The sequence below is a fragment of the Pseudoduganella danionis genome (assembly GCF_009720775.1).
Classification (GTDB): Bacteria; Pseudomonadota; Gammaproteobacteria; order Burkholderiales; family Burkholderiaceae_D; genus Rugamonas; species Rugamonas danionis.
This window is the reverse complement of the sequence record NZ_WNKW01000008.1, coordinates 59063-77128: the sequence shown is the minus strand read 5'-3', so window position 1 is coordinate 77128 and position 18066 is coordinate 59063. Positions and strand designations below refer to the sequence as shown.

At 61.3% G+C, this 18066-nt stretch carries 16 protein-coding genes; 8 read left to right on the top strand and 8 right to left on the bottom strand.

Annotation, left to right across the window (positions count from 1 at the left end):
- Nucleotide 1: 1 nt before the first annotated feature.
- On the bottom strand, nucleotides 2-379 hold the full coding sequence (locus GM655_RS20610) for a DUF8785 domain-containing protein (protein WP_155436552.1): 378 nt from the start codon (nucleotides 377-379) through the stop codon (nucleotides 2-4).
- Nucleotides 380-415: 36 nt separating this feature from the next.
- On the bottom strand, nucleotides 416-1474 hold the full coding sequence (locus GM655_RS20605; RefSeq protein ID WP_155436551.1) for a DUF475 domain-containing protein: 1059 nt from the start codon (nucleotides 1472-1474) through the stop codon (nucleotides 416-418).
- A gap of 120 nt (nucleotides 1475-1594) precedes the next feature.
- Here GM655_RS20605 and GM655_RS20600 point away from each other — a divergent pair, with 120 nt between their 5' ends.
- From GM655_RS20600 to GM655_RS20585, 4 genes are all read left to right on the top strand, one after another.
- A complete protein-coding gene (locus GM655_RS20600; RefSeq protein ID WP_155436550.1) occupies nucleotides 1595-2023 on the top strand; it encodes a divergent PAP2 family protein in 429 nt (142 codons plus the stop codon).
- Between the two features lie 328 nt (nucleotides 2024-2351).
- The gene (locus tag GM655_RS20595) at nucleotides 2352-3554 is read left to right on the top strand and encodes an efflux RND transporter periplasmic adaptor subunit (RefSeq protein WP_155436549.1); all 1203 of its coding nucleotides are present in this window, start codon (nucleotides 2352-2354) and stop codon (nucleotides 3552-3554) included.
- Between the two features lie 13 nt (nucleotides 3555-3567).
- Nucleotides 3568-6795 (top strand): efflux RND transporter permease subunit, encoded by a 3228-nt coding sequence (locus GM655_RS20590; protein ID WP_155436548.1) that lies wholly within the window; start codon nucleotides 3568-3570, stop codon nucleotides 6793-6795.
- 415 nt (nucleotides 6796-7210) lie between these two features.
- A complete protein-coding gene (locus tag GM655_RS20585) occupies nucleotides 7211-8632 on the top strand; it encodes an OmpP1/FadL family transporter (RefSeq protein ID WP_155436547.1) in 1422 nt (473 codons plus the stop codon).
- A 68-nt stretch (nucleotides 8633-8700) separates the two neighbouring features.
- On the opposite strand, the gene GM655_RS20580 is transcribed toward GM655_RS20585, so the two are convergent.
- Both GM655_RS20580 and GM655_RS20575 read right to left on the bottom strand, forming a co-directional pair.
- Nucleotides 8701-8958 (bottom strand): hypothetical protein, encoded by a 258-nt coding sequence (locus tag GM655_RS20580; RefSeq protein ID WP_155436546.1) that lies wholly within the window; start codon nucleotides 8956-8958, stop codon nucleotides 8701-8703.
- Between the two features lie 58 nt (nucleotides 8959-9016).
- Nucleotides 9017-10417, bottom strand: coding sequence for an L-cystine transporter (locus tag GM655_RS20575; RefSeq protein ID WP_155436545.1), 1401 nt, complete (start codon nucleotides 10415-10417; stop codon nucleotides 9017-9019).
- 275 nt (nucleotides 10418-10692) lie between these two features.
- Here GM655_RS20575 and GM655_RS20570 point away from each other — a divergent pair, with 275 nt between their 5' ends.
- Together GM655_RS20570 and GM655_RS20565 are read left to right on the top strand one after the other, a co-directional pair.
- Complete coding sequence (locus GM655_RS20570) at nucleotides 10693-12309, top strand: methyl-accepting chemotaxis protein (protein ID WP_229632669.1); 1617 nt, start codon at nucleotides 10693-10695, stop codon at nucleotides 12307-12309.
- Between the two features lie 60 nt (nucleotides 12310-12369).
- Nucleotides 12370-12846, top strand: coding sequence for a hypothetical protein (locus GM655_RS20565; protein ID WP_155436544.1), 477 nt, complete (start codon nucleotides 12370-12372; stop codon nucleotides 12844-12846).
- Between the two features lie 7 nt (nucleotides 12847-12853).
- Here the strand turns inward: GM655_RS20565 and GM655_RS20560 are convergent, their stop codons facing one another.
- Together GM655_RS20560 and GM655_RS23200 are read right to left on the bottom strand one after the other, a co-directional pair.
- On the bottom strand, nucleotides 12854-13450 hold the full coding sequence (locus GM655_RS20560) for an IMPACT family protein (RefSeq protein ID WP_155436543.1): 597 nt from the start codon (nucleotides 13448-13450) through the stop codon (nucleotides 12854-12856).
- A gap of 84 nt (nucleotides 13451-13534) precedes the next feature.
- A complete protein-coding gene (locus GM655_RS23200) occupies nucleotides 13535-13657 on the bottom strand; it encodes a hypothetical protein (protein WP_267874318.1) in 123 nt (40 codons plus the stop codon).
- Between the two features lie 47 nt (nucleotides 13658-13704).
- On the opposite strand from GM655_RS23200, the gene GM655_RS20555 reads away from it, so the two are divergent.
- Nucleotides 13705-15687, top strand: a complete 1983-nt coding sequence (locus tag GM655_RS20555) for a helicase-related protein (RefSeq protein ID WP_155436542.1) — start codon at nucleotides 13705-13707, stop codon at nucleotides 15685-15687.
- A 211-nt stretch (nucleotides 15688-15898) separates the two neighbouring features.
- Complete coding sequence (locus GM655_RS20550; RefSeq protein ID WP_308807419.1) at nucleotides 15899-16966, top strand: acyltransferase family protein; 1068 nt, start codon at nucleotides 15899-15901, stop codon at nucleotides 16964-16966.
- A gap of 46 nt (nucleotides 16967-17012) precedes the next feature.
- On the opposite strand, the gene GM655_RS20545 is transcribed toward GM655_RS20550, so the two are convergent.
- Nucleotides 17013-17669, bottom strand: a complete 657-nt coding sequence (locus GM655_RS20545; protein WP_371866909.1) for a VOC family protein — start codon at nucleotides 17667-17669, stop codon at nucleotides 17013-17015.
- Between the two features lie 49 nt (nucleotides 17670-17718).
- Nucleotides 17719-17979, bottom strand: a complete 261-nt coding sequence (locus GM655_RS20540) for a hypothetical protein (protein ID WP_155436540.1) — start codon at nucleotides 17977-17979, stop codon at nucleotides 17719-17721.
- Nucleotides 17980-18066 lie beyond the last annotated feature (87 nt).

Sequence of the window (18066 nt, the reverse complement as noted above, 5' to 3'; positions counted from 1 at the left end):
ATTACGGGGTGGGCTGGATCTGGACTTTGGTGATGTAGTACTCGGTCTCGCCGAAGCACTGGGTCGGCACGCCCTTGTGCTGGGCATAGGTGAGCAGCACACGTTTGCCGGTCGCGGCCATCAGTTGCTGGGCCACGGCCTCATCGCGCACGCTGAATTCGAATTTTTCCGGAATCGCACCCGGCATCGACGTCAGCAGCATTTCGCCTTCCCAGGTCTTGCACACCCAGCCACGGCTGGAAAACTTCTGCAGATAGCCGGCCCGCTCGCCATCCGAATAGGACAGGTGCAGCATGATCCAGACATAGGCCGCAAACAGCAGCAGGGCGGCCAGCAGCAGGCCGGAGAAATACAGGGTGACGCGCTTGGCGATGATCATATCGTCTTTATACTTTCTGCAATGTTTAAAATTCTATCATGCGGCCAGTTGCTGCCTGTAGCGTACCGAGGACCACAGCGAGACGGCAATGAAGGCCACGCCGGACAGGCCGGTGAACCATTCGGGGATGTGGTATTCCACGCTGGCCAGCATGATCAGGGCGAGAATGCCGATGGCGTAATGGGCGCCATGCTCGAGGTAGACATATTCGTCCAGCGTGCCCTTGTGCACGAGGAAAACCGTGAGCGAACGCACGAACATGGCGCCTATGGCCAGCCCCAGCATGATGATCACCACATCGCTGGTAATCGCGAAAGCGCCGATCACGCCGTCGAAGCTGAACGAAGCATCCAGCACTTCCAGATACAAAAAGCCGCCGATACTGCCACGGGCAAGGCTGCCGGCCACGGCGCCCACGCCCGCTTCCGTGGTGTCGTCGTCATCTTCGGGTTCGGCTTCTTCCAGTAGGCCGCTGATCCAGCCGACCGCCAGATACACCAGCACGCCCAGCACGCCGGCTGCCAGCACCGTGTATTTTTCCGCCGCCGGCACCAGGCTGACGCAGGCGAACACGGCCCCCAGCGTGAGCAGCACGGCCAGTGCTTCCGTGCCATGCTCGCCGAGTTTTTCTTCGGCCCAGCCCAGCCAGTGCAATTCTTTTTCTTCGTCGAACAGGAAATTGAGGAAGACCAGCAGCAGGAAAGCGCCGCCAAACGCCGCCACCTGGGCGTGGGCACCCGTCAGATAGCGCGCATATTCGTCCGGCGTGGTGCTGGCCATATGCCAGACATCGAGCAGGCCCAGTCCCGTGGCCAGCGACACGATCAGCAGGGGGAACAGCAGACGCATGCCGAATACGGCCACCAGTATGCCCACGGTGAGGAACAGCTTCTGCCAGAACGCATTCCAGTGGCGCAGCACGCCTGCATTCACCACGGCGTTGTCGAACGACAGAGAAACTTCCATCACGCCCAGCACGGCGGCGATCCAGACAGCCTGCAATAAACCGGCGCTGCCGCCGTGCTGATAACCCCAGTAGGCGGCCAGGGCCAGCAGGACGGCAGTAACGAAGAAAGAGAAACGGAAGGCTTGCATAGTCGGATTTGTGGAAATGTTAAGTGTAACAACAGCTATATTACCTGCTTCCGGGGAGGGGAGGCCATCTGCGATAATGGCGGCAACTTCGTGCTGCCAACTTCAAGCTAAGGATTTTTTATGGATATCGCGTATCTGGTGACACCGCTGCTGACCTGGGTGACGGTCGGCCCCATCAAGTTTCTGATCAATAGTGCCAAAGCCCGTCAGTGGGCCTTCAATCTGGTCGGTAATGGCGGTTTCCCCAGCAATCACAGCGCCGTGGTGTCGAGCATGGCCACCCTGATTGCGCTGCGCGAAGGCATAGGCCACCCGGCCTTCGGCGTGGCAGTCACACTGTGCTTCATCGTGATTATCGATGCCAACAGCCTGCGCCAGCATGTGGGCAAGCAGGCTGCCGCCATCAACCGGCTGGCGGACGAGACGGGCTCCAAAGCCCACCACTGGCTGCGCGAACGCATGGGCCACACACTGGTGGAAATTGCCGGCGGCCTGTGCACTGGTATCGCCATGGGCCATTTGATCCACGCCCTGTTCGGCCGCGGCTAAGTCGCTGGCCAGCCGGACAGCGGGCCCAGGCTCACTGTCCGGCCACTGTCCGCACCAGCTCGCTTGGCCTGAAAAGGCCGCGCAGCGGACAGTTTTACCCTGTTTTCTGCCGTTTTCCGGACAGTTTACGTCCCACTGGCTTGCAATCTGATGCCATCCGAACATCCCGCTTATTTGCAGTCCATCCTGTTATTTCGCAGTTCAGCACCCGTTTTTCCCCTCCAGTCGCAGCTGCGTTGACCATTTTCCAACACTAGCCGATACTCTGCGCCCTGTAGTCTGGCTCAATTATATTCAGCACCTCGGTGCCACTTTCCGGAGATCTTTTATGTTGCGCAAATCTTTTATCGCTCTCGCCGTTGCCTCAGCACTGGTGGCGTGCGGCAAATCCTCGCATGAGCCAGAAAAAGCCAGCGCCAGTGCTTCCGCCAACGCCAGCGCCAGTGCCGGTAAAGATGGCAAGACGGCAGGCAAGGATGGCAAGCAGGAGCCGCTGGTCACACTGCAGATGTCGCCCGAAGATACGGTGACGGTGGAATCGAACGCGCTGGCCTCCGGCCCCGTGATTACCGGCTCGATCGAACCGGAGCGCCGTGCCGACCTGCGCGCCGAAGTGAGCGCCGTGGTGGTGCAAGTGCTGAAGGAAAACGGCGAAGCCGTGCGCAAGGGCGATGTGCTGGTGCGCCTCGATGAAACGGCGATCCGCGACAGCGTGAATTCGGCCGATGAAGCCACCCGTGCGGCCCAACAGACGCTGGCCCAGGCCCAGCGCATGTTCGAACGCCAGACCACGCTGCGCAGCTCCGGCATGGTGTCGACGCAGGCGCTGGAAGATGCCGAAATTCGCCGCAACAATGCCCAGAGCGATCTGGCTGCTGCCAAGTCGCGCAGTGTAGCAGCGCGTCAGCAACTGACCCGCACGCTGGTGCGCGCACCATTTGATGGCATCGTCAGCGACCGCAAGGTGTCGAATGGCGATACGGCGCAGATCGGCAAGGAACTGATCAAGGTGATCGATCCGCACAGCATGCGTTTCGAAGGCAAGGTTTCGGCCGACAAGATCGGTGTGGTCAAAGTGGGCCAGCCCGTGCTGTTCCGCGTGAATGGCTATCAGGGCCAGAGCTTTAACGGCAAGGTCAAGCGGGTCGATCCGGCGGCCAGCTCCGTTACGCGTCAGGTCGAAGTGCTGGTGGAATTTGCCGATGCCACCCAGCCCGGCGTGGCTGGTCTGTATGCGGAAGGCCGGGTCGAATCGCAGATGTCGTCGGCGCTGATGATCCCGCCGTCGGCACTGGTGCAGACGGGCGACACGGCTTATGTCTGGCGCGTCAAGGGCGGCACCCTGTCGAAAGTGAATCTGACGGTGGGGGCGCGCGACGAGCGCAGCGGCCGCTGGCAGGTGCTCAGTGGTCTGAGCAATGGCGATATGGTGGTGCGGGTGCCGGGTTCCGGCTTCAAGGAAGGCCAGAAAGTGGAACTGAGCACGCCTAAGGCGGTCGCTTCGGCTTCCTCCACCGTGGCAGAAAAATAAAGGATAGACAGCCATGTTTTTATCGGATTTCAGTATTAAACGGCCCATTGCGACGATCGTACTGATCGTGGCGATGATGTGCCTCGGATTGATGGCGCTGAAAAAGCTGCGCGTCAACCAGAACCCCGATGTGGAAGTACCGTTCATCGTGGTCAATATCCCGTATCCGGGCGCGTCGCCGGAAACGGTGGAACGCGAGATCGTCAACCGGCTGGAAAAGTCGCTGCAGTCGATCACGGGTGTGACGGAAATTAACAGTACGGCGCAGGAAAGCTCGGCGTCCATCTTCATCCGCTTCACCTTCTCGAAGAATCTGATCGAAGCCTCGGACGAGATCCGCAACGCCATCGCGTCGGTGCGTTACAAGCTGCCGACCGAGATGCGCGAGCCGATATTGCAGCGCATCGACCCGTCGGCCCAGCCGGTGATGCAGCTGGCGCTGTCGTCCAAGACCCAGAGCCATGCCGTGATTTCGCGGCTGGCCGAGGACAAGCTGGCCGACCGTTTCCGCGCCATTGATGGCGTGGCGTCGGTGAATATCGACGGTGCGCTGCGCCGCGAACTGAGCGTGCTGCTGAAGGCCGAGAAACTGCGTGAATACAATGTGTCGGTGGGCGAGGTGGTGAATGCGCTGCGCAACCAGAACACCAACGCGCCGGTCGGTAAAGTACGTGGCGAACTGGGCGAACAGTCGATTCGTCTGGTCGGCCGTATCGAGCGTCCGGAAGAGTTCCAGCAAGTCGTGGTCAAGCGTAACAATGGTGAGCTGGTGCGTCTGGCTCAGGTGGCTACCATCGAAGACGGCTTTGCTGAAATCAATAGCCTGAGCGTGCGCTCGGGCAAACCGAACGTGGGGATTTCCATCACCCGTTCGCGTGATGCTTCCACCGTGACGGTGGCCAAGAAAATCCGCGACATGGCGGAAGAAATGCGCAAGGAACTGCCGCAGGGCACCGTGCTGGAAGTGACGGAAGATGACGGCGAAAATGCTGAAAGCAGCCTGAACAACGTGATCGAATCGCTGGTGTTCGGTGCTGGCCTGACCATCTTCGTGGTGTATGCCTTCCTGAACTCGTGGCGCTCGACGCTGATCACGGCACTCAGCCTACCGACGTCCGTGCTGGCCGCCTTCATCGGCGTGTGGCTGTGCGGCTTTACGCTGAACTTCATGACGCTGCTGGGCCTGTCGCTGGCCATCGGTGTGCTGATCGACGATGCCATCGTGGTGCGCGAAAACATCGTGCGCCATATGCAGCTCGGTGCAGACCGCCGCACGGCAGCGCTGAAAGGCACGGCCGAAATCGGTATGGCCGTGGCGGCGACGACCTTCTCCATCATGGCCGTGTTCATTCCTGTGGCTTTCATGCCCGGCATCACGGGTGAGTGGTTCCGTCCGTTCGCGCTGACTGTGACCTGCTCGGTTGCTGTATCGCTGCTGATTTCGTTCACGCTCGACCCTATGTTGTCGGCCTTCTGGGGCGATCCGCCAGATCACCACACGGCACCGCGCAAAGGCTTCGAGAAAGTGCTGGCCCGTTTCAACCACTGGTTCGACCATCAGGCCGACCGCTACGGTAACGTGATTGCGTGGGCGCTGCACCACCGCCGTTCCATGGCCGTGATCGCCGTGCTGACCTTTGTGGCAGCGCTGGGCCTGCAGGCCAAGTTTGGCGGCGCCAGCTTCGTGCCGTCGTCGGACTGGGGCACCATCGCCATCGATGTGCGTACGCCGTCGTCGAGCTCGCTGGAGTACTCGCGTCTGAAGCTGGAAAAAGCCGCCGTGATTGCGCGCAGCATCAAGGAAACCAAGGAAACCAATAGCTATGTGAACCTGAGCGGTGGGCGCATCTACGTGGACATCGGCAAGAAGACCGAGCGCAAGCGCGGCGCCATCGAAGTGGCCAAGGAATTGCGCGAGAAGCTGGCCGGCCTGGTCGGTGCCGAATACACGGTGCTGGACGACCTCAGCAACGGTGCACGCAAACCGGTGCAGATCGAATTCACTGGTGCCGATTCGCGCAAGCTGATGGAGATCACCAATGTATTCATGGACAAACTGCGCAAAGTACCGGGTGCGGTCGATGTGGGTCTGTCCGAGCAGGATCCTAAGGATGAACTGCAGATTGAACTGAACCGTGGTCTGGCCAATTCCATGGGCATTGCTGCCGGTGATGCAGCGCAGGCTCTGCGGGTGGCATTTGCCGGTATCGAAGTGGGCGACTGGGTTGACCCGACGGGCGAATCGCGCGATGTGGCTGTGCGCCTGGCACCGGAAGACCGTACCAGCTCGGAAAACATCGAGCGTTTGCCGATCGCCGTGTCCGGTACTAACCAGATGGTGCCGCTCGATCAGATCGCCCGCGTCACCATGGGCAAAGGCCCGTCCACCATCAAGCACAAGGATGGCAAACGGGTGATTTCCGTGAGCGCCAACGTGCAGGGCCGCTCGCCCGGTGAAGTAACGGCCGACGCCATGAAACTGGTGAAAGACATCGACTTCCCGCCCGGCTATGGTCTGGCACTGGGCGGCGCCGGCAAGGACATGAATGAAGTGTTCGGTGCCATGGCGATCGCGCTGGTGGCTGGTATCGGTCTGATGTATCTGATTCTGGTGATGCAGTTTGGCTCGTTCACGGCGCCGCTGGCGGTGATGCTGTCGTTGCCGCTGTCGCTGATCGGCGTGGTGCTGGGTCTGCTGGCTACGGGCAGCACGATTAACCTGATGAGTCTGATCGGCGTGATCATGCTGATGGGGCTGGTGGCCAAGAATGCGATTCTGCTGCTCGATGCAGCCCGCAAGCGCGAGGAAGAGGGCTATGGCCGCGAAGATTCGCTGATGTATGCCGGCCGTATGCGTCTGCGTCCGATTCTGATGACCACCTTTGCGCTGATCGCCGGTATGTTCCCGGTAGCGCTGGGCCTGGGCGAGGGCGGCGAGTTCTACCGTCCAATGGCGATTGCGATTATCGGCGGGACGATTACTTCGACCCTGCTGACGCTGCTGATGGTGCCAACCTTCTACGACAGCATAGAAATCAGCAAGGACCGCGCCGTGGCCAAGTTCCAGCGCCGTGTGGCACGTTGGACGGTCGCTCCGGCCTTCCTGATGACGCTGCTGGAAGCTGTGCTGACGCTGCTGTTCGTACGTGCGGTGTACCGTGGCGTGCTGGTGCTGGTGGCCAAGGTTACGGGCCGCAAAGGCAGCGGCCTGCCCGGCGCGCCGTTGCCGGACGCACATTGATGTGGTGGCAGACGTGCCAGGTTTAGCACGTCTGCATCAAGTCCAGCACGTCGCAAGGAGGTTGGCGCGCGCGGGCCGTATGCGATAGTTGGTTTCAATTATGCCAACTATCGCGAACTCTGCGCCGGTGCTGTGGCAGGCGGCCAGCAGAGCGCCAGTCCTGGCAGCCAGCGCCGTCGCCATATCGCTAAGTTATTGTTTTAAAAGCATTTAAAAAGGGCCGTCACGGCCCTTTTTTTTCATCTGTGTACAGAGCATTCGCTCGGTTTCAAGATTTTCTTTAGTGTGTTCACTCTAACAACTTGCCTTTTGGTTTGTTTTATAAGTGTAGTATGCTGCTGGCCTCTCTGCACTTTTTGCGATGCTGAGACCAGAAGAACCCGGCGCGCTGCGCCCCACATAAAGTGAGACTACCATGCAACACAAAACCCTCCCTCTGATGATTGCTGTCGCCCTGGGCGTGATGTCGGTTGGCGCGCAAGCGTCCGGCTACCGTTTCGGTTCGCAAAGCGTGGCCGCGCAAGGCACGGCCGATGCGAATGGCGCCGAAGCCAATGATGCCACCACCATCTTCGCCAACCCGGCCGGTCTGTCGCGTCTGGATGGCATGCAGATGAGCGTAGGCGCAACCGTGGTGGTGCCGCACTCGACCTTTACCGATGCCGGCTCGACCCGTTTCACGGGCCAGCCTACCGGTGGCACCGCAGCCGATGACTACGTGCCGACGGCCGTGATGGCACCATCGTTCTACCTGAGCAAAAAGCTCAACGACCAGTGGAGCGTTGGCCTGGGTTCCTTCGTGCCTTACGGAACGAAAATCTCCTACGGCAACACCTGGACCGGCCGTTATGCACTGACCGACGTGAAACTGCAAGCGCTGACCCTGAATCCATCGGCGTCGTTCAAGCTGAATGAACAGCACGCCTTCGGTTTCGGTATCGACGCTGAATTCATGAAAGCCGAACTGGGCCAGGCAGTAGACGTACCGGGCTCCATCGTTGCCCTGTCGACCGGCGCTGGCGCGGCTCAAGGCGCGGCGCTGGCCAAGCAGATCGCTGCACTGGGCGGTAACCCAGCGCTGCTGCGCACGGCTGGCGATGCCCACGGCTCCAACGATGGCAAAGACTGGGGCTGGGGCTTCAATCTGGGCTATATGTTCACGCTGGATCAGAACACCCGCTTCGGCCTGGCTTACCGTTCGTCCATCGTGCACAAACTGCGTGGCAGCACCGTTTGGGACTTCTCCAAAGTGACGGCTGATCCAGTGGTGAACGGCGTGCTGTCGGCCGCTTCGCATAAAGTCAACTCGGCTGCGCTGGTTGAACTGCGTACCCCGGAAACCCTGTCGGCCAATGTATTCCACCAGTTCGATTCGAAACTGGCGGGTATGGCAGACATCACCTTCGTGCGCCACAACCGTCTGGGCGATCTGGACATCCAGTTCCCAGGCACCACCGAAGGCGCGGAAGTGATCCGTCAGCAGTGGAAAAACACCATCCGCGTTTCGCTGGGCGGCAACTATGCCTACAACGAAAAGCTGACCCTGCGCGCTGGCGTGGCGTATGACGAATCGCCAGTCAAGAACGCTGAGCTGACCCATCCGGCACTGCCAGACAGCACGCGTATCCAGTACTCGTTCGGTGCTAACTGGAAAGTGGCCAACAATGCGTCCATCGATCTGGCCTACAGCTACCTGAACTTCAAGGATGCGAACATCAACTACACCAACAAGTGCAATCCGCTGATGACCACCTGCACGGGTAACGGCGAAACCACGCGTGGTACCTACCAGACTCACCTGTCGCTGATCGGTCTGGCTTACAACTACAAGTTCTAAGCCTGTCTTTCGCAGCGAGCAAAAAAGGGCCCTCGGGCCCTTTTTTTCGTCCGGAAAAAGCGGGCTAGTTACTGGCGGGTGACAGGGGGCGGGGCGCTGGCAGGCGCTGGTGCGCTCGGGTTGGCGTTGGGATTGGCCGGGTTGGTGCTGCCGGGGGGCATGGTGTCCGGCGTGGTGGCCGGTGTTGCAGGGGCGGGCGTAGCCGGTTCCGGTGCGACGGTAGGTGTGGGCGGCTGGTCGACCGGACGTTTATTGCAGGCTGCCAAGGCCGCCACGGCCAGTACAGTTACGAGAAGCAGGCGCGGAGTATGGGGGGAGGTGGTCATAACGATTCCTTTCATTAAGAGGAATCCGTTAGACCACCTGAATGCCATCGGGTTCCCTTCAGGCTGCTGAAGCTTCCTGATCGACGGGCAGGTCGGCGTCGCTGTTGAACACTTGCTGGTCAGTTTCGCCCAGCAGGCGGCTGGTCAGCGTGCCGGCCGCCACCGAGCCGCTGACATTGAGGGCCGTGCGGCCCATGTCGATCAGCGGTTCGATCGAGATCAGCAGGCCGGCCAGTGCCACCGGCAGATTCATGCTCGAGAGCACGATCAGGGCGGCAAACGTGGCGCCGCCGCCAACGCCGGCTATGCCGACCGAACCGATGGTGATGATGGACAGCAGCGGGGCGATAAAGCTGAGCGTGTAGGGATCGATGCCCACCGTGGGGGCGATCATCACGGCCAGCATGGCCGGATAGATGCCGGCGCAGCCGTTCTGGCCTATGGTGGCGCCGAACGAGGCGGCAAAGTTGGCGATGCCCTCCGGCGTGCCCAGCCGCAGCGTCTGGGTCTGTACACTCATGGGGATGGCACCTGCGCTGCTGCGCGAAGTGAACGCAAAGGTCAGCAGCGGCAGGATTTTTTTCACATAGCGCAGCGGGTTCAGGCCGGCCGCCGCCACCAGTACCAGATGCACGCCGAACATCAGCAGGATGGCGCTGTAGGAGGCCAGCACGAAGTCGATCAGGTGCAGGATGTCGGTATAGCTGGAAGTGGAGACCACCTGTGCCATCAGGGCAAACACGCCGTAGGGCGTGAGGCGCAGCACCATGCGCACCAGTTTCATCACCAGTGCATGGGCTACCTGGATGAAATGTTCGAAGCTGGCGTACAGGGCCGGCTTCTCGCTGTGGATGCCGCTGGCGGCGACGCCGATGAAGACGGAGAACACCACGACGGCGATGGTGGACGTTTTGCGCGCGCCCGTCATGTCGAGGAAGGGATTGGCTGGGATGAAGCTGAGCAGCATGCTGGGCAGGGAGATCGCCTGCGCCGCTTCCAGTTTGCCTTGCAGGTAGACGCCGCGTGCAATATCGGCCGCTGAAGCAGTCAGGCCCACGGCCGTCAGGCCGAACAGCTTGGCCATCAGTATGCCGAGGCAGGCGGCCACCAGCGTGGTAGCCATCAGCGTGCCTATGGTCAGCGCGCTGATCTTGCCCAGTGCATCGATGCCCTTGAGCTTGAGGATGGCGCCGATGATGGAGACCATGATTAGCGGCACGATCACCATCTGCAGCAATTTGACATAGCCGCTACCGACGATGTCGAGATAGTTGCCGGTGGTTAGCAAGTCGGCGTGGCTGGCGCCATAGATGGCCTGCAGCACTGCACCAAGCAGCACGCCCAGCCCCATGCCGGTGAATACGCGCACCGAAAAGGACGAAGTATGGCGTTGCTGGACATATAGAAGCGCCAGCACGGCGATGGCGGCCAGCAGATTGAAAAGCACATTGAGAGTCATAGGGGTTCGCTTCTGATGTCAGGCTTGCTGAAAAGAGCAGATTGAATTTAAATTAAAGCTGTTTGGGCGGCATTGTAGCGTCTCTAATTCGACAGACGCGAGGCATTCTGCGGCCTTGCGGTCGAATTTTTCGCTATATCCATATACAAAGCCCGTCGAATCAGCTAACTTCGTAACTGAAAGTTTTTCCATGGAAATTATTGAGACAGGAAGTAGCTGTTTAACAGGTTTTCCATGCATGAAATGTTGGGTGTCGTTCACGAAAGGGCGGTTTTATGTCGATCGATCACATGCGCGTGAGTACCCGCCTGGGTGGCGGTTTCGGGTTGGTGCTGGCCTTGCTGCTACTCATAGCAGGCGTCGGCCTGTACGGAATGAGCATGATCCATGCCAAGCTCGAAGAGATTTTGCATGGCAATGTCGCCAAGACGGCGCAGGTGCAGGACATGTCGGAAGCCGTGCACGTGATTGCCCGCGTCAGCAATGCGGTGGTGCTGTTGACGGAGGCGGCCGCCATAGAGGCCGAACTGGGCAAGCTGCACCATGCGCAGGACAGTTACAACAAGGCGCATGATGCGCTGGAAGCGCTGGGCGCCGATGCGGGCGAAAATGCCTTGCGTCAGACTATCGCGACAGCGGCCAAGCAGAGCATGCCGCTGACGGACAAAGTCGTGACGCTGGCGCGCGCCAATCAGGACGCTGAAGCACTGGATGTGCTGCTCAAGGAAGCCGGGCCCGCCGTGCAGCACTGGCAGGATGCGATGGATGAATATATCGCTGTGCAGAAAAAGAATAATGTCGAAGATGCAGCGGACGCCGAGGCCTTCTATGCGCGGGCGCGCCAATTGATGCTGGTACTGAGCGTGCTGGCCTTGCTGGCCGGTGCCGGCGCGGCCTTGCTGATCAGTCGTTCGCTGCTGCGCCAGCTAGGCGGCGAACCGGCCTTTGCGGTAAAAGTGGCCAACCGCATTGCGGCTGGCGATCTGACGGTGCACATCCGTATCAAGCAGGGCGATGAACACAGCATGCTGCACGCGCTGGAGAGCATGCGCGCATCGTTGTACAAGATCGTGGCGGAAGTGCGCGGCGGCACAGTCGCGATAGCGGAAGCCACCAGCGAAATAGCCCATGGCAATCAGGACCTGTCGAACCGCACGGAAGAGCAGGCCGGCGCGCTGGAGGAAACTGCTTCCGCCATGGAGCAGTTGACGGCCGCCGTCCAGCACAATAACGACAATGCCCAGCATGCCAATGAGCTGGCCAAGTCGGCCTCGGCCGTGGCGCTGCAAGGTGGTTCCGTGGTGGGCCAGGTGGTAGAAACCATGGGCGCCATCAATGAGTCTTCGCGCAAGATCGTCGACATCATCAGCGTCATCGACGGGATCGCGTTCCAGACCAATATTCTGGCACTGAATGCGGCCGTAGAAGCGGCCCGCGCAGGTGAGCAGGGACGCGGCTTTGCCGTGGTGGCCAGCGAAGTGCGCACGCTGGCGCACCGCTCGGCTGCTGCGGCCAAGGAAATCAAGGAGCTGATCGGTGATTCGGTGGAGCGCGTCGATACGGGTAGCAAGCTGGTAGAGCAGGCCGGCGTGACGATGACGGAAGTGGTGGATAGCGTTGCCCGGGTCACCAGCATCATGGGCGAAATTTCCTCCGCAGGCGCGCAGCAGAGCGCCGGTATCGAGCAGATCAATCAGGCCGTGACGGAAATGGATGTGGTGACGCAGCAGAATGCGGCGCTGGTGGAGGAGGCTGCGGCGGCGGCCGATGCGCTCAAGCAGCAGGCCGCGCGGCTGGAGCAGATGGTCAGCATCTTCCGGCTCGATCAGCAGGCCGTGCAGGTAGTTGCCGAAAGGCGGGCACGGCCCGTGCTGGCGCTGGCCCGTGCCTAGGCACGGCTGGCGGTTTCGACTATATAATCGTGGCACCTTCTACACTTTGAAAGTGCTGCAATGAAATCACTGTGGGTTCTGTTGTTTGTCTCGGGTGCGGCCATGGCCGACGATGCGGCCATGCTGCGCTGCCGCCAGTTGACGGATGGGCCGGCACGCCTGAGCTGCTATGACGCCATTCCGCTAGGTGGCCCAGCTAGCGCCGCGGCGCCAGGAGCGCCAGCTATCGTTGCCTCGGCAGCCCCGTCCTATGCACCCACCAAGGCCGACCTCGAGCGCGGCTTCGGCAACGAACACAACAGCCCGGCAGCCAAGCTGGAATTCATTGAAACGTCCATCGTCGGCGAATTCGACGGCTGGGTGCCCAAGCAGCGCATCCGTCTGGCCAATGGTCAGGTGTGGATGATCGCCGATGACAGCCAAGCCAACCTCGACCTGGTCAATCCCAAAGTACGGCTGGAAAAAGGCATGCTGGGGGTGATCTATATGGACATCGAAGGCGCTAGCACGGCGCCACGGGTGAAGCGCGTCAAGTAAACGGCGCTTACAGGTCTTCGTCGGCCAGCCAGTGCAGCCGACCATGGCCGGCTTCGTTGAGGCGGCTGACCAGTGCCGGTGCTGCCGTATCGGGTAGGTGGAACTCGAACTGCACCTGATCGCTATGCGACACTTGTGCCAGTGTAGCGCCGGCCAGTTCGATTTCACGCCGCACCATGCCTTCCATCGCATACGGCGCGCAGCAGCGCAGATGCTGCAGCTTGATGATGGCCACTTTCTCGGCCTTGAGCAGGGCCTGTGCCACGCTATCCGTGTAGGCCCGCACCAGGCCGCCCGCGCCCAGCTTGATCCCGCCGAAATAACGCACGACCGTGGCTTGTACGCCTTCCAGATCCTGATGGCGCAGCACATCGAGCATGGGGCGGCCGGCAGTGCCACTCGGTTCGCCGTCATCGACGGCCGCCGACTGGCCGCCTGCCAGCAGTGCCCAGCACACATGTACGGCACCCGGATGCTGGGCCCACAGCTCGGCCACGACTTTTTGCGCGGCGGCGCGGTCAGTCATGGGCTGGACGCAGGCGATGAAGCGGCTTTTCTTGATGATCAGCTCGCTGTGGACGGGGGCAGCTATGGAATAAGGCATGGGGGACTTCTGGCAGGAAACCGGTGTAAACCGGCTTATGGTGCCAGAAATCCTGTGAAATACAAAGGCCGCAGGGCTGGGCGATCAGTCGCCCTTGATTTTCAGGTCGTCGCTATCAGCGAAATTGCCGAGAATAAGGACGATGAAATCGATCAACGCCCAGGTGCCCAGCCGACCGAGTGTGGCTTCCTCACCAACTAGCACCACCTGCTAAAATTCCGTCCCTTGTTTAGAATTTGTTGAAACTGTCCATCATGTCCTCCACCTCCCGCCCGTCCGCCGTCCCTGCAGTCGATCCTGAACAACTGGAAGACGATGAGCTGATGCGCCAGCTTGACCTGACGGCCCAAGGCGTGCAGCTGGCGCGCCAGGAGGGCCGGGTGTTCCTGCGCTTTAGCGGGAACGTGGCATATGCCGGGCAGAATGTGGCCTACGATCTGGTGCCCGCTTACGGCGTGCTGGCCAAAGCCTCGAAGTGGCGCAAGATGGATGTGGCCACGCGCAGTGCCACGTTGCGCGAACGCGCGAGCGCCGCAGCGGCCGACGCCTTGCAGGCCGAAGTGGCGGCCTTCGTGGTGGAAATTGCCGAAGCCTGTGCCGACTGCGACATTGATGCTGCGCCTTTCCTCGATGCGCTGGCCAGCATGCAGCTAGCCGAACCGGCCGCCATCGTGTTCGACCGGCTGCGCCAGCGGCTCGAACATGCGGTCGAGCGCGAGATGGAAGAGCAGCATGCCGAGCGTACGCGCCAGAGCATCAATCTGGCCGAGTATCCGGCCACCTTTGACGTGGCGCGCCGCATCAAGCGGCGCTTCATCGCCGTGCTGGGGCCTACCAATTCCGGCAAAACCCATATGGCCATCGAAGCGCTGGCCAAGGCGCCTAGCGGCGTGTATCTGGCGCCGCTGCGCCTGCTGGCGCTGGAAAATTATGAGCGCTTGCAAGGCATGCAGGCGCGCGGCAAGCCGCTGGCCGTGAGTCTGGTGACGGGCGAGGAGCGCCGGCTGGTGCCGGGTGCGACCCACGTGGCCAGCACGGTGGAAATGCTCGACACCCGCACCGAAGTGGATGTGGTCGTAATCGACGAAATCCAGATGCTGGCTGACCGCGACCGCGGCGCAGCGTGGACGGCGGCCGTGTGCGGTGCGCCGGCCCATACCGTGTATCTGGTGGGCGCACCGGAAGCGCGCCGCGCGATCGAAGCGCTGGCGGCGCGCCTCGAATGCGAGCTGGAAGTACACATTCTCAAACGCAAAGGGCCGCTCAGCATGGAGCCGACGGCCGTGCGCAAGCTTGGCAATCTGCGCCGTGGTGACGCGGTCATCTGCTTCTCGCGCCGTGAAGTGCTGATGTGGCGCGATATGGTGACGGAGCTGGGGCTGTCCGTGGCCACTGTGTATGGCAACCTGTCGCCCGAAGTGCGGCGTGCCCAGGCCCAGCGTTTCCGTGAAGGCGCGGCTGATGTGGTGGTGGGCACGGATGCGATCGCCATGGGCCTGAACATGCCGATCGCCCGTATCGTGATGACCACCACGGTGAAGTACAACGGTTACGAGGAAGAAGAGATTCCGGCTGCACTGGCGCGCCAGATCGCCGGACGGGCAGGGCGCTATGGGGTGCACGAGGAAGGGCTGGTGGCCGGTTACGACAACGAGACGCATAACGTGATGCGTTCGCTGCTGAAGGAAAAGCCCGTGCCGATCAAGACCAACGGTTTTGCCGTGGCGCCCACGCTGGAACATTTGCACCGGATTTCCTCGGTGACGCTGGAACAGTCGCTGGCCAAGCTGCTCAAGCGCTTCGTCCACAACATCGACGTGCCGGATGGCTTCTTCTATCCGCGCATTACCGAGGAACAGTTCGAGCGCGCTGCCTGGCTCGATACGCTGGATTTGTCGGTGGCGGAAAAGTTTGCTTTGTCGCTGGTGCCAATATCGAGCAAGGTACCGTCGCTGCAGCGCGCGTGGGAACACTGGGCGACTGCACTGGCAGCGAAAAAAGTCACCGAGCTGAAGGCGGTGCAGGTGCCGCTGCACTATATGTCGCTGCAGGAAGTGGAAGATGCCTGCCGGCTGTATTCGGCCTATGCCTGGCTGGCCTACCGCCAGCCGGAACACTTCCCTGATACGGAGCTGGCCCAGCAATTGTCGCGGCAGGCTTCGGACCGGGTGGACTCGCTGCTGCATGAACAGAACTCGGCGGCACGCAAGCGGCAGCCCAAGCGCTTCCGTCGTTAGGCTATCGTTAGGCCGAAGCGGCCATTGCCCGAATAATGTCGCGTTTTTCATGGCTGGCGGGGCCAGCAGTGCGCCACGAAGGGGCAAGGTCGGCTATCATATCGGCCTTTCGTTTTGTCCCTTTGTTTGTACGGCGAGTTCGAGGAAGTGAATGACGGTTGTAGCACGGGAAAATTCTGCGGCGCATGTAGCGACGCCGCCGCAATTTGGTTTGATCAATCTGTTGAAAGCAGGCGCAGCGCAGCTAATCGTGCTGCACCATCTGGCGTTTTACGGCCCGATGTCGGATCACGCGCGCATCCTGTGGCCGGAACTGTTCTCCTTCCTCAGTGGTGATGCGCGCATTGCCGTGCAGGTATTCCTGGTCATTAGCGGTTTTCTGGTGGCCAAGTCGCTGGCACCGTCCGGCCATGCTGGCACCATAGAGCCGCTGTCGGCCATCTGGCGCCGCTACGCCAAGCTGGCCCCGCCATTCTTCGTCGCCACCCTGTTTGCCGCAGCGGCCACCTATTTTGCCGCGCAGTGGATGAGCCACCACTCGATCTCGGAACCTGCCACGCTGAGCCAGCTCAGCGCCCATGCACTGCTGCTGCATAGTGTGCTCGGCTATCCCTCGCTGTCGGCCGGCGCATGGTATGTGGCCATCGATTTCCAGCTGTATAGCTCGGTGGTACTGGTGCTGTGGCTGGTAGGGCGTAGCACGGGCGCACGCCGGCTGGGCTGGCTGGTGCCCATCCTGATGGCGCTCGGCGTCACGCTGTCGCTGCTGCATTTTAATCTCGACCCGGACTGGGATAACTGGGCGCCGTATTTCTTCGGCAGCTATGGTCTGGGCCTGCTGGCCTGGTGGGGCAGCGATGCGCGCCGCAAGCCGCTGGCGGTGGCCGTGTTGGTGCTGATGGCGCTGCTGCCTGCGCTGGTGGCCTTGCTGGTGGATTTCCGCAGCCGCATTGCGCTGGCGCTGCTGGTGGCCGTGCTGCTGATGGTGTGCGGCCGCATCAAGGTGCCGGCACGCGGCCATTTCTGGACCGCCATCCATGGCATGGGCAAGATTTCCTACGCGGTGTTCCTGATCCACTTTCCAGTCTGTCTGTTGGTCAACGCTGCCTTTACCCGCTTTGCGCCGGCCGAGCCGCTGGCACAGGCGCTGGGCATGCTGGCAGCCTGGGGGCTGAGCCTGATGGCGGGTGCCGTGTTCCACCGCTGGGTGGAACTGCCGCTGGGCCGCCTGATGGAGGCGACCGGCCTCCAGCTCGGCGCACGCTCGGCTACCGCCTGACAGCATCTACCATCGATTCGGCGGGTAGCCAGATTTTGTCGCCCAGCTAGAGATGCAGTAGCAGAGGCAGGCTGGGGCGCAGATCGACCGAGCGGCCCTGCCGGCCCTGATCAAAAGTGAGCTCCAGCAAATGGGCGCTGCCGCGCTGCAAGCTCAGGCCTGTGCAGGCGCGGGCCGCCAGCGCCGCTGCGGACCAGTGTTCGGTACCGGGAACCGTAAGGGTGACGGCACTAATCGCATCTACCCCAAGCGCATGCTGCAGTGGCTGACGCCGTGCTGCCGCTGCCTGTGCTGGCGGCACGGCCTGTGCAAGGTAGAACCACATGGGTTCGTGCAAAGGCGTGTGACTGGCAATATCGACCTGCATGCCGCTGGGCAGATAGGCGGGGCGGTAGGGCCAGCTAGGGAATGGTGGCGTCGCGTCAGTATCCGATGGACGGAAGCACAGACCGAACGGCGAGGCCGTCGGTTCGGCGGCCAGCCGTTGCGCCAGTTGGGTGGGGCGGGTGACGGCATTGTTGACGTCGGCCGCATGCTGGATCCACAGCAGTTCCAGAAACGCATTGTGGAAAAAGAAGCGGCGGTTGGCCGTGCCTTGCCCCGCATGCTGGTTGGCGCTGCCTTCTGTCAGGCCGAGCTCAAGCAGCAGCGCGGCTTCGGGCGCACCGGCTGATGTACGCAGAAAAATATGATCGAGTTCCACGGGCGTGCTGGTTGCGGCCGGCTTAGGGCAGATCGGCGCCGCGCCAGCTTCAGGCTGCGAGGGCTTTTTGCAGCAGCGTGGTGACTACCGTACTCACGTCGCTACCCTGTTCTTTGGCCAGCGCGTGCAACTGTGCCACCAGTTCCGAATTGAGCTTGGTGGCAAACGGCACCAGACCTGCAGCCTGATCGAGACGGCGCTGTTCGCGCTTGTCGATCGTAACGACAGCCTTGCCGAATTCCGTACCCGGAACGGTCATTTTATTCATCAGTTTCTTGGCGTCGTATTTGGCCAGATCGGTTTTTCTCATGTTGTGCTTTCGTGGGCCTGCGCGGGTGTCGATGGGCGGCTGGGTAGCGCGCACCGGTGAGGCGGCATTCTAACATTTTGTCCGCGC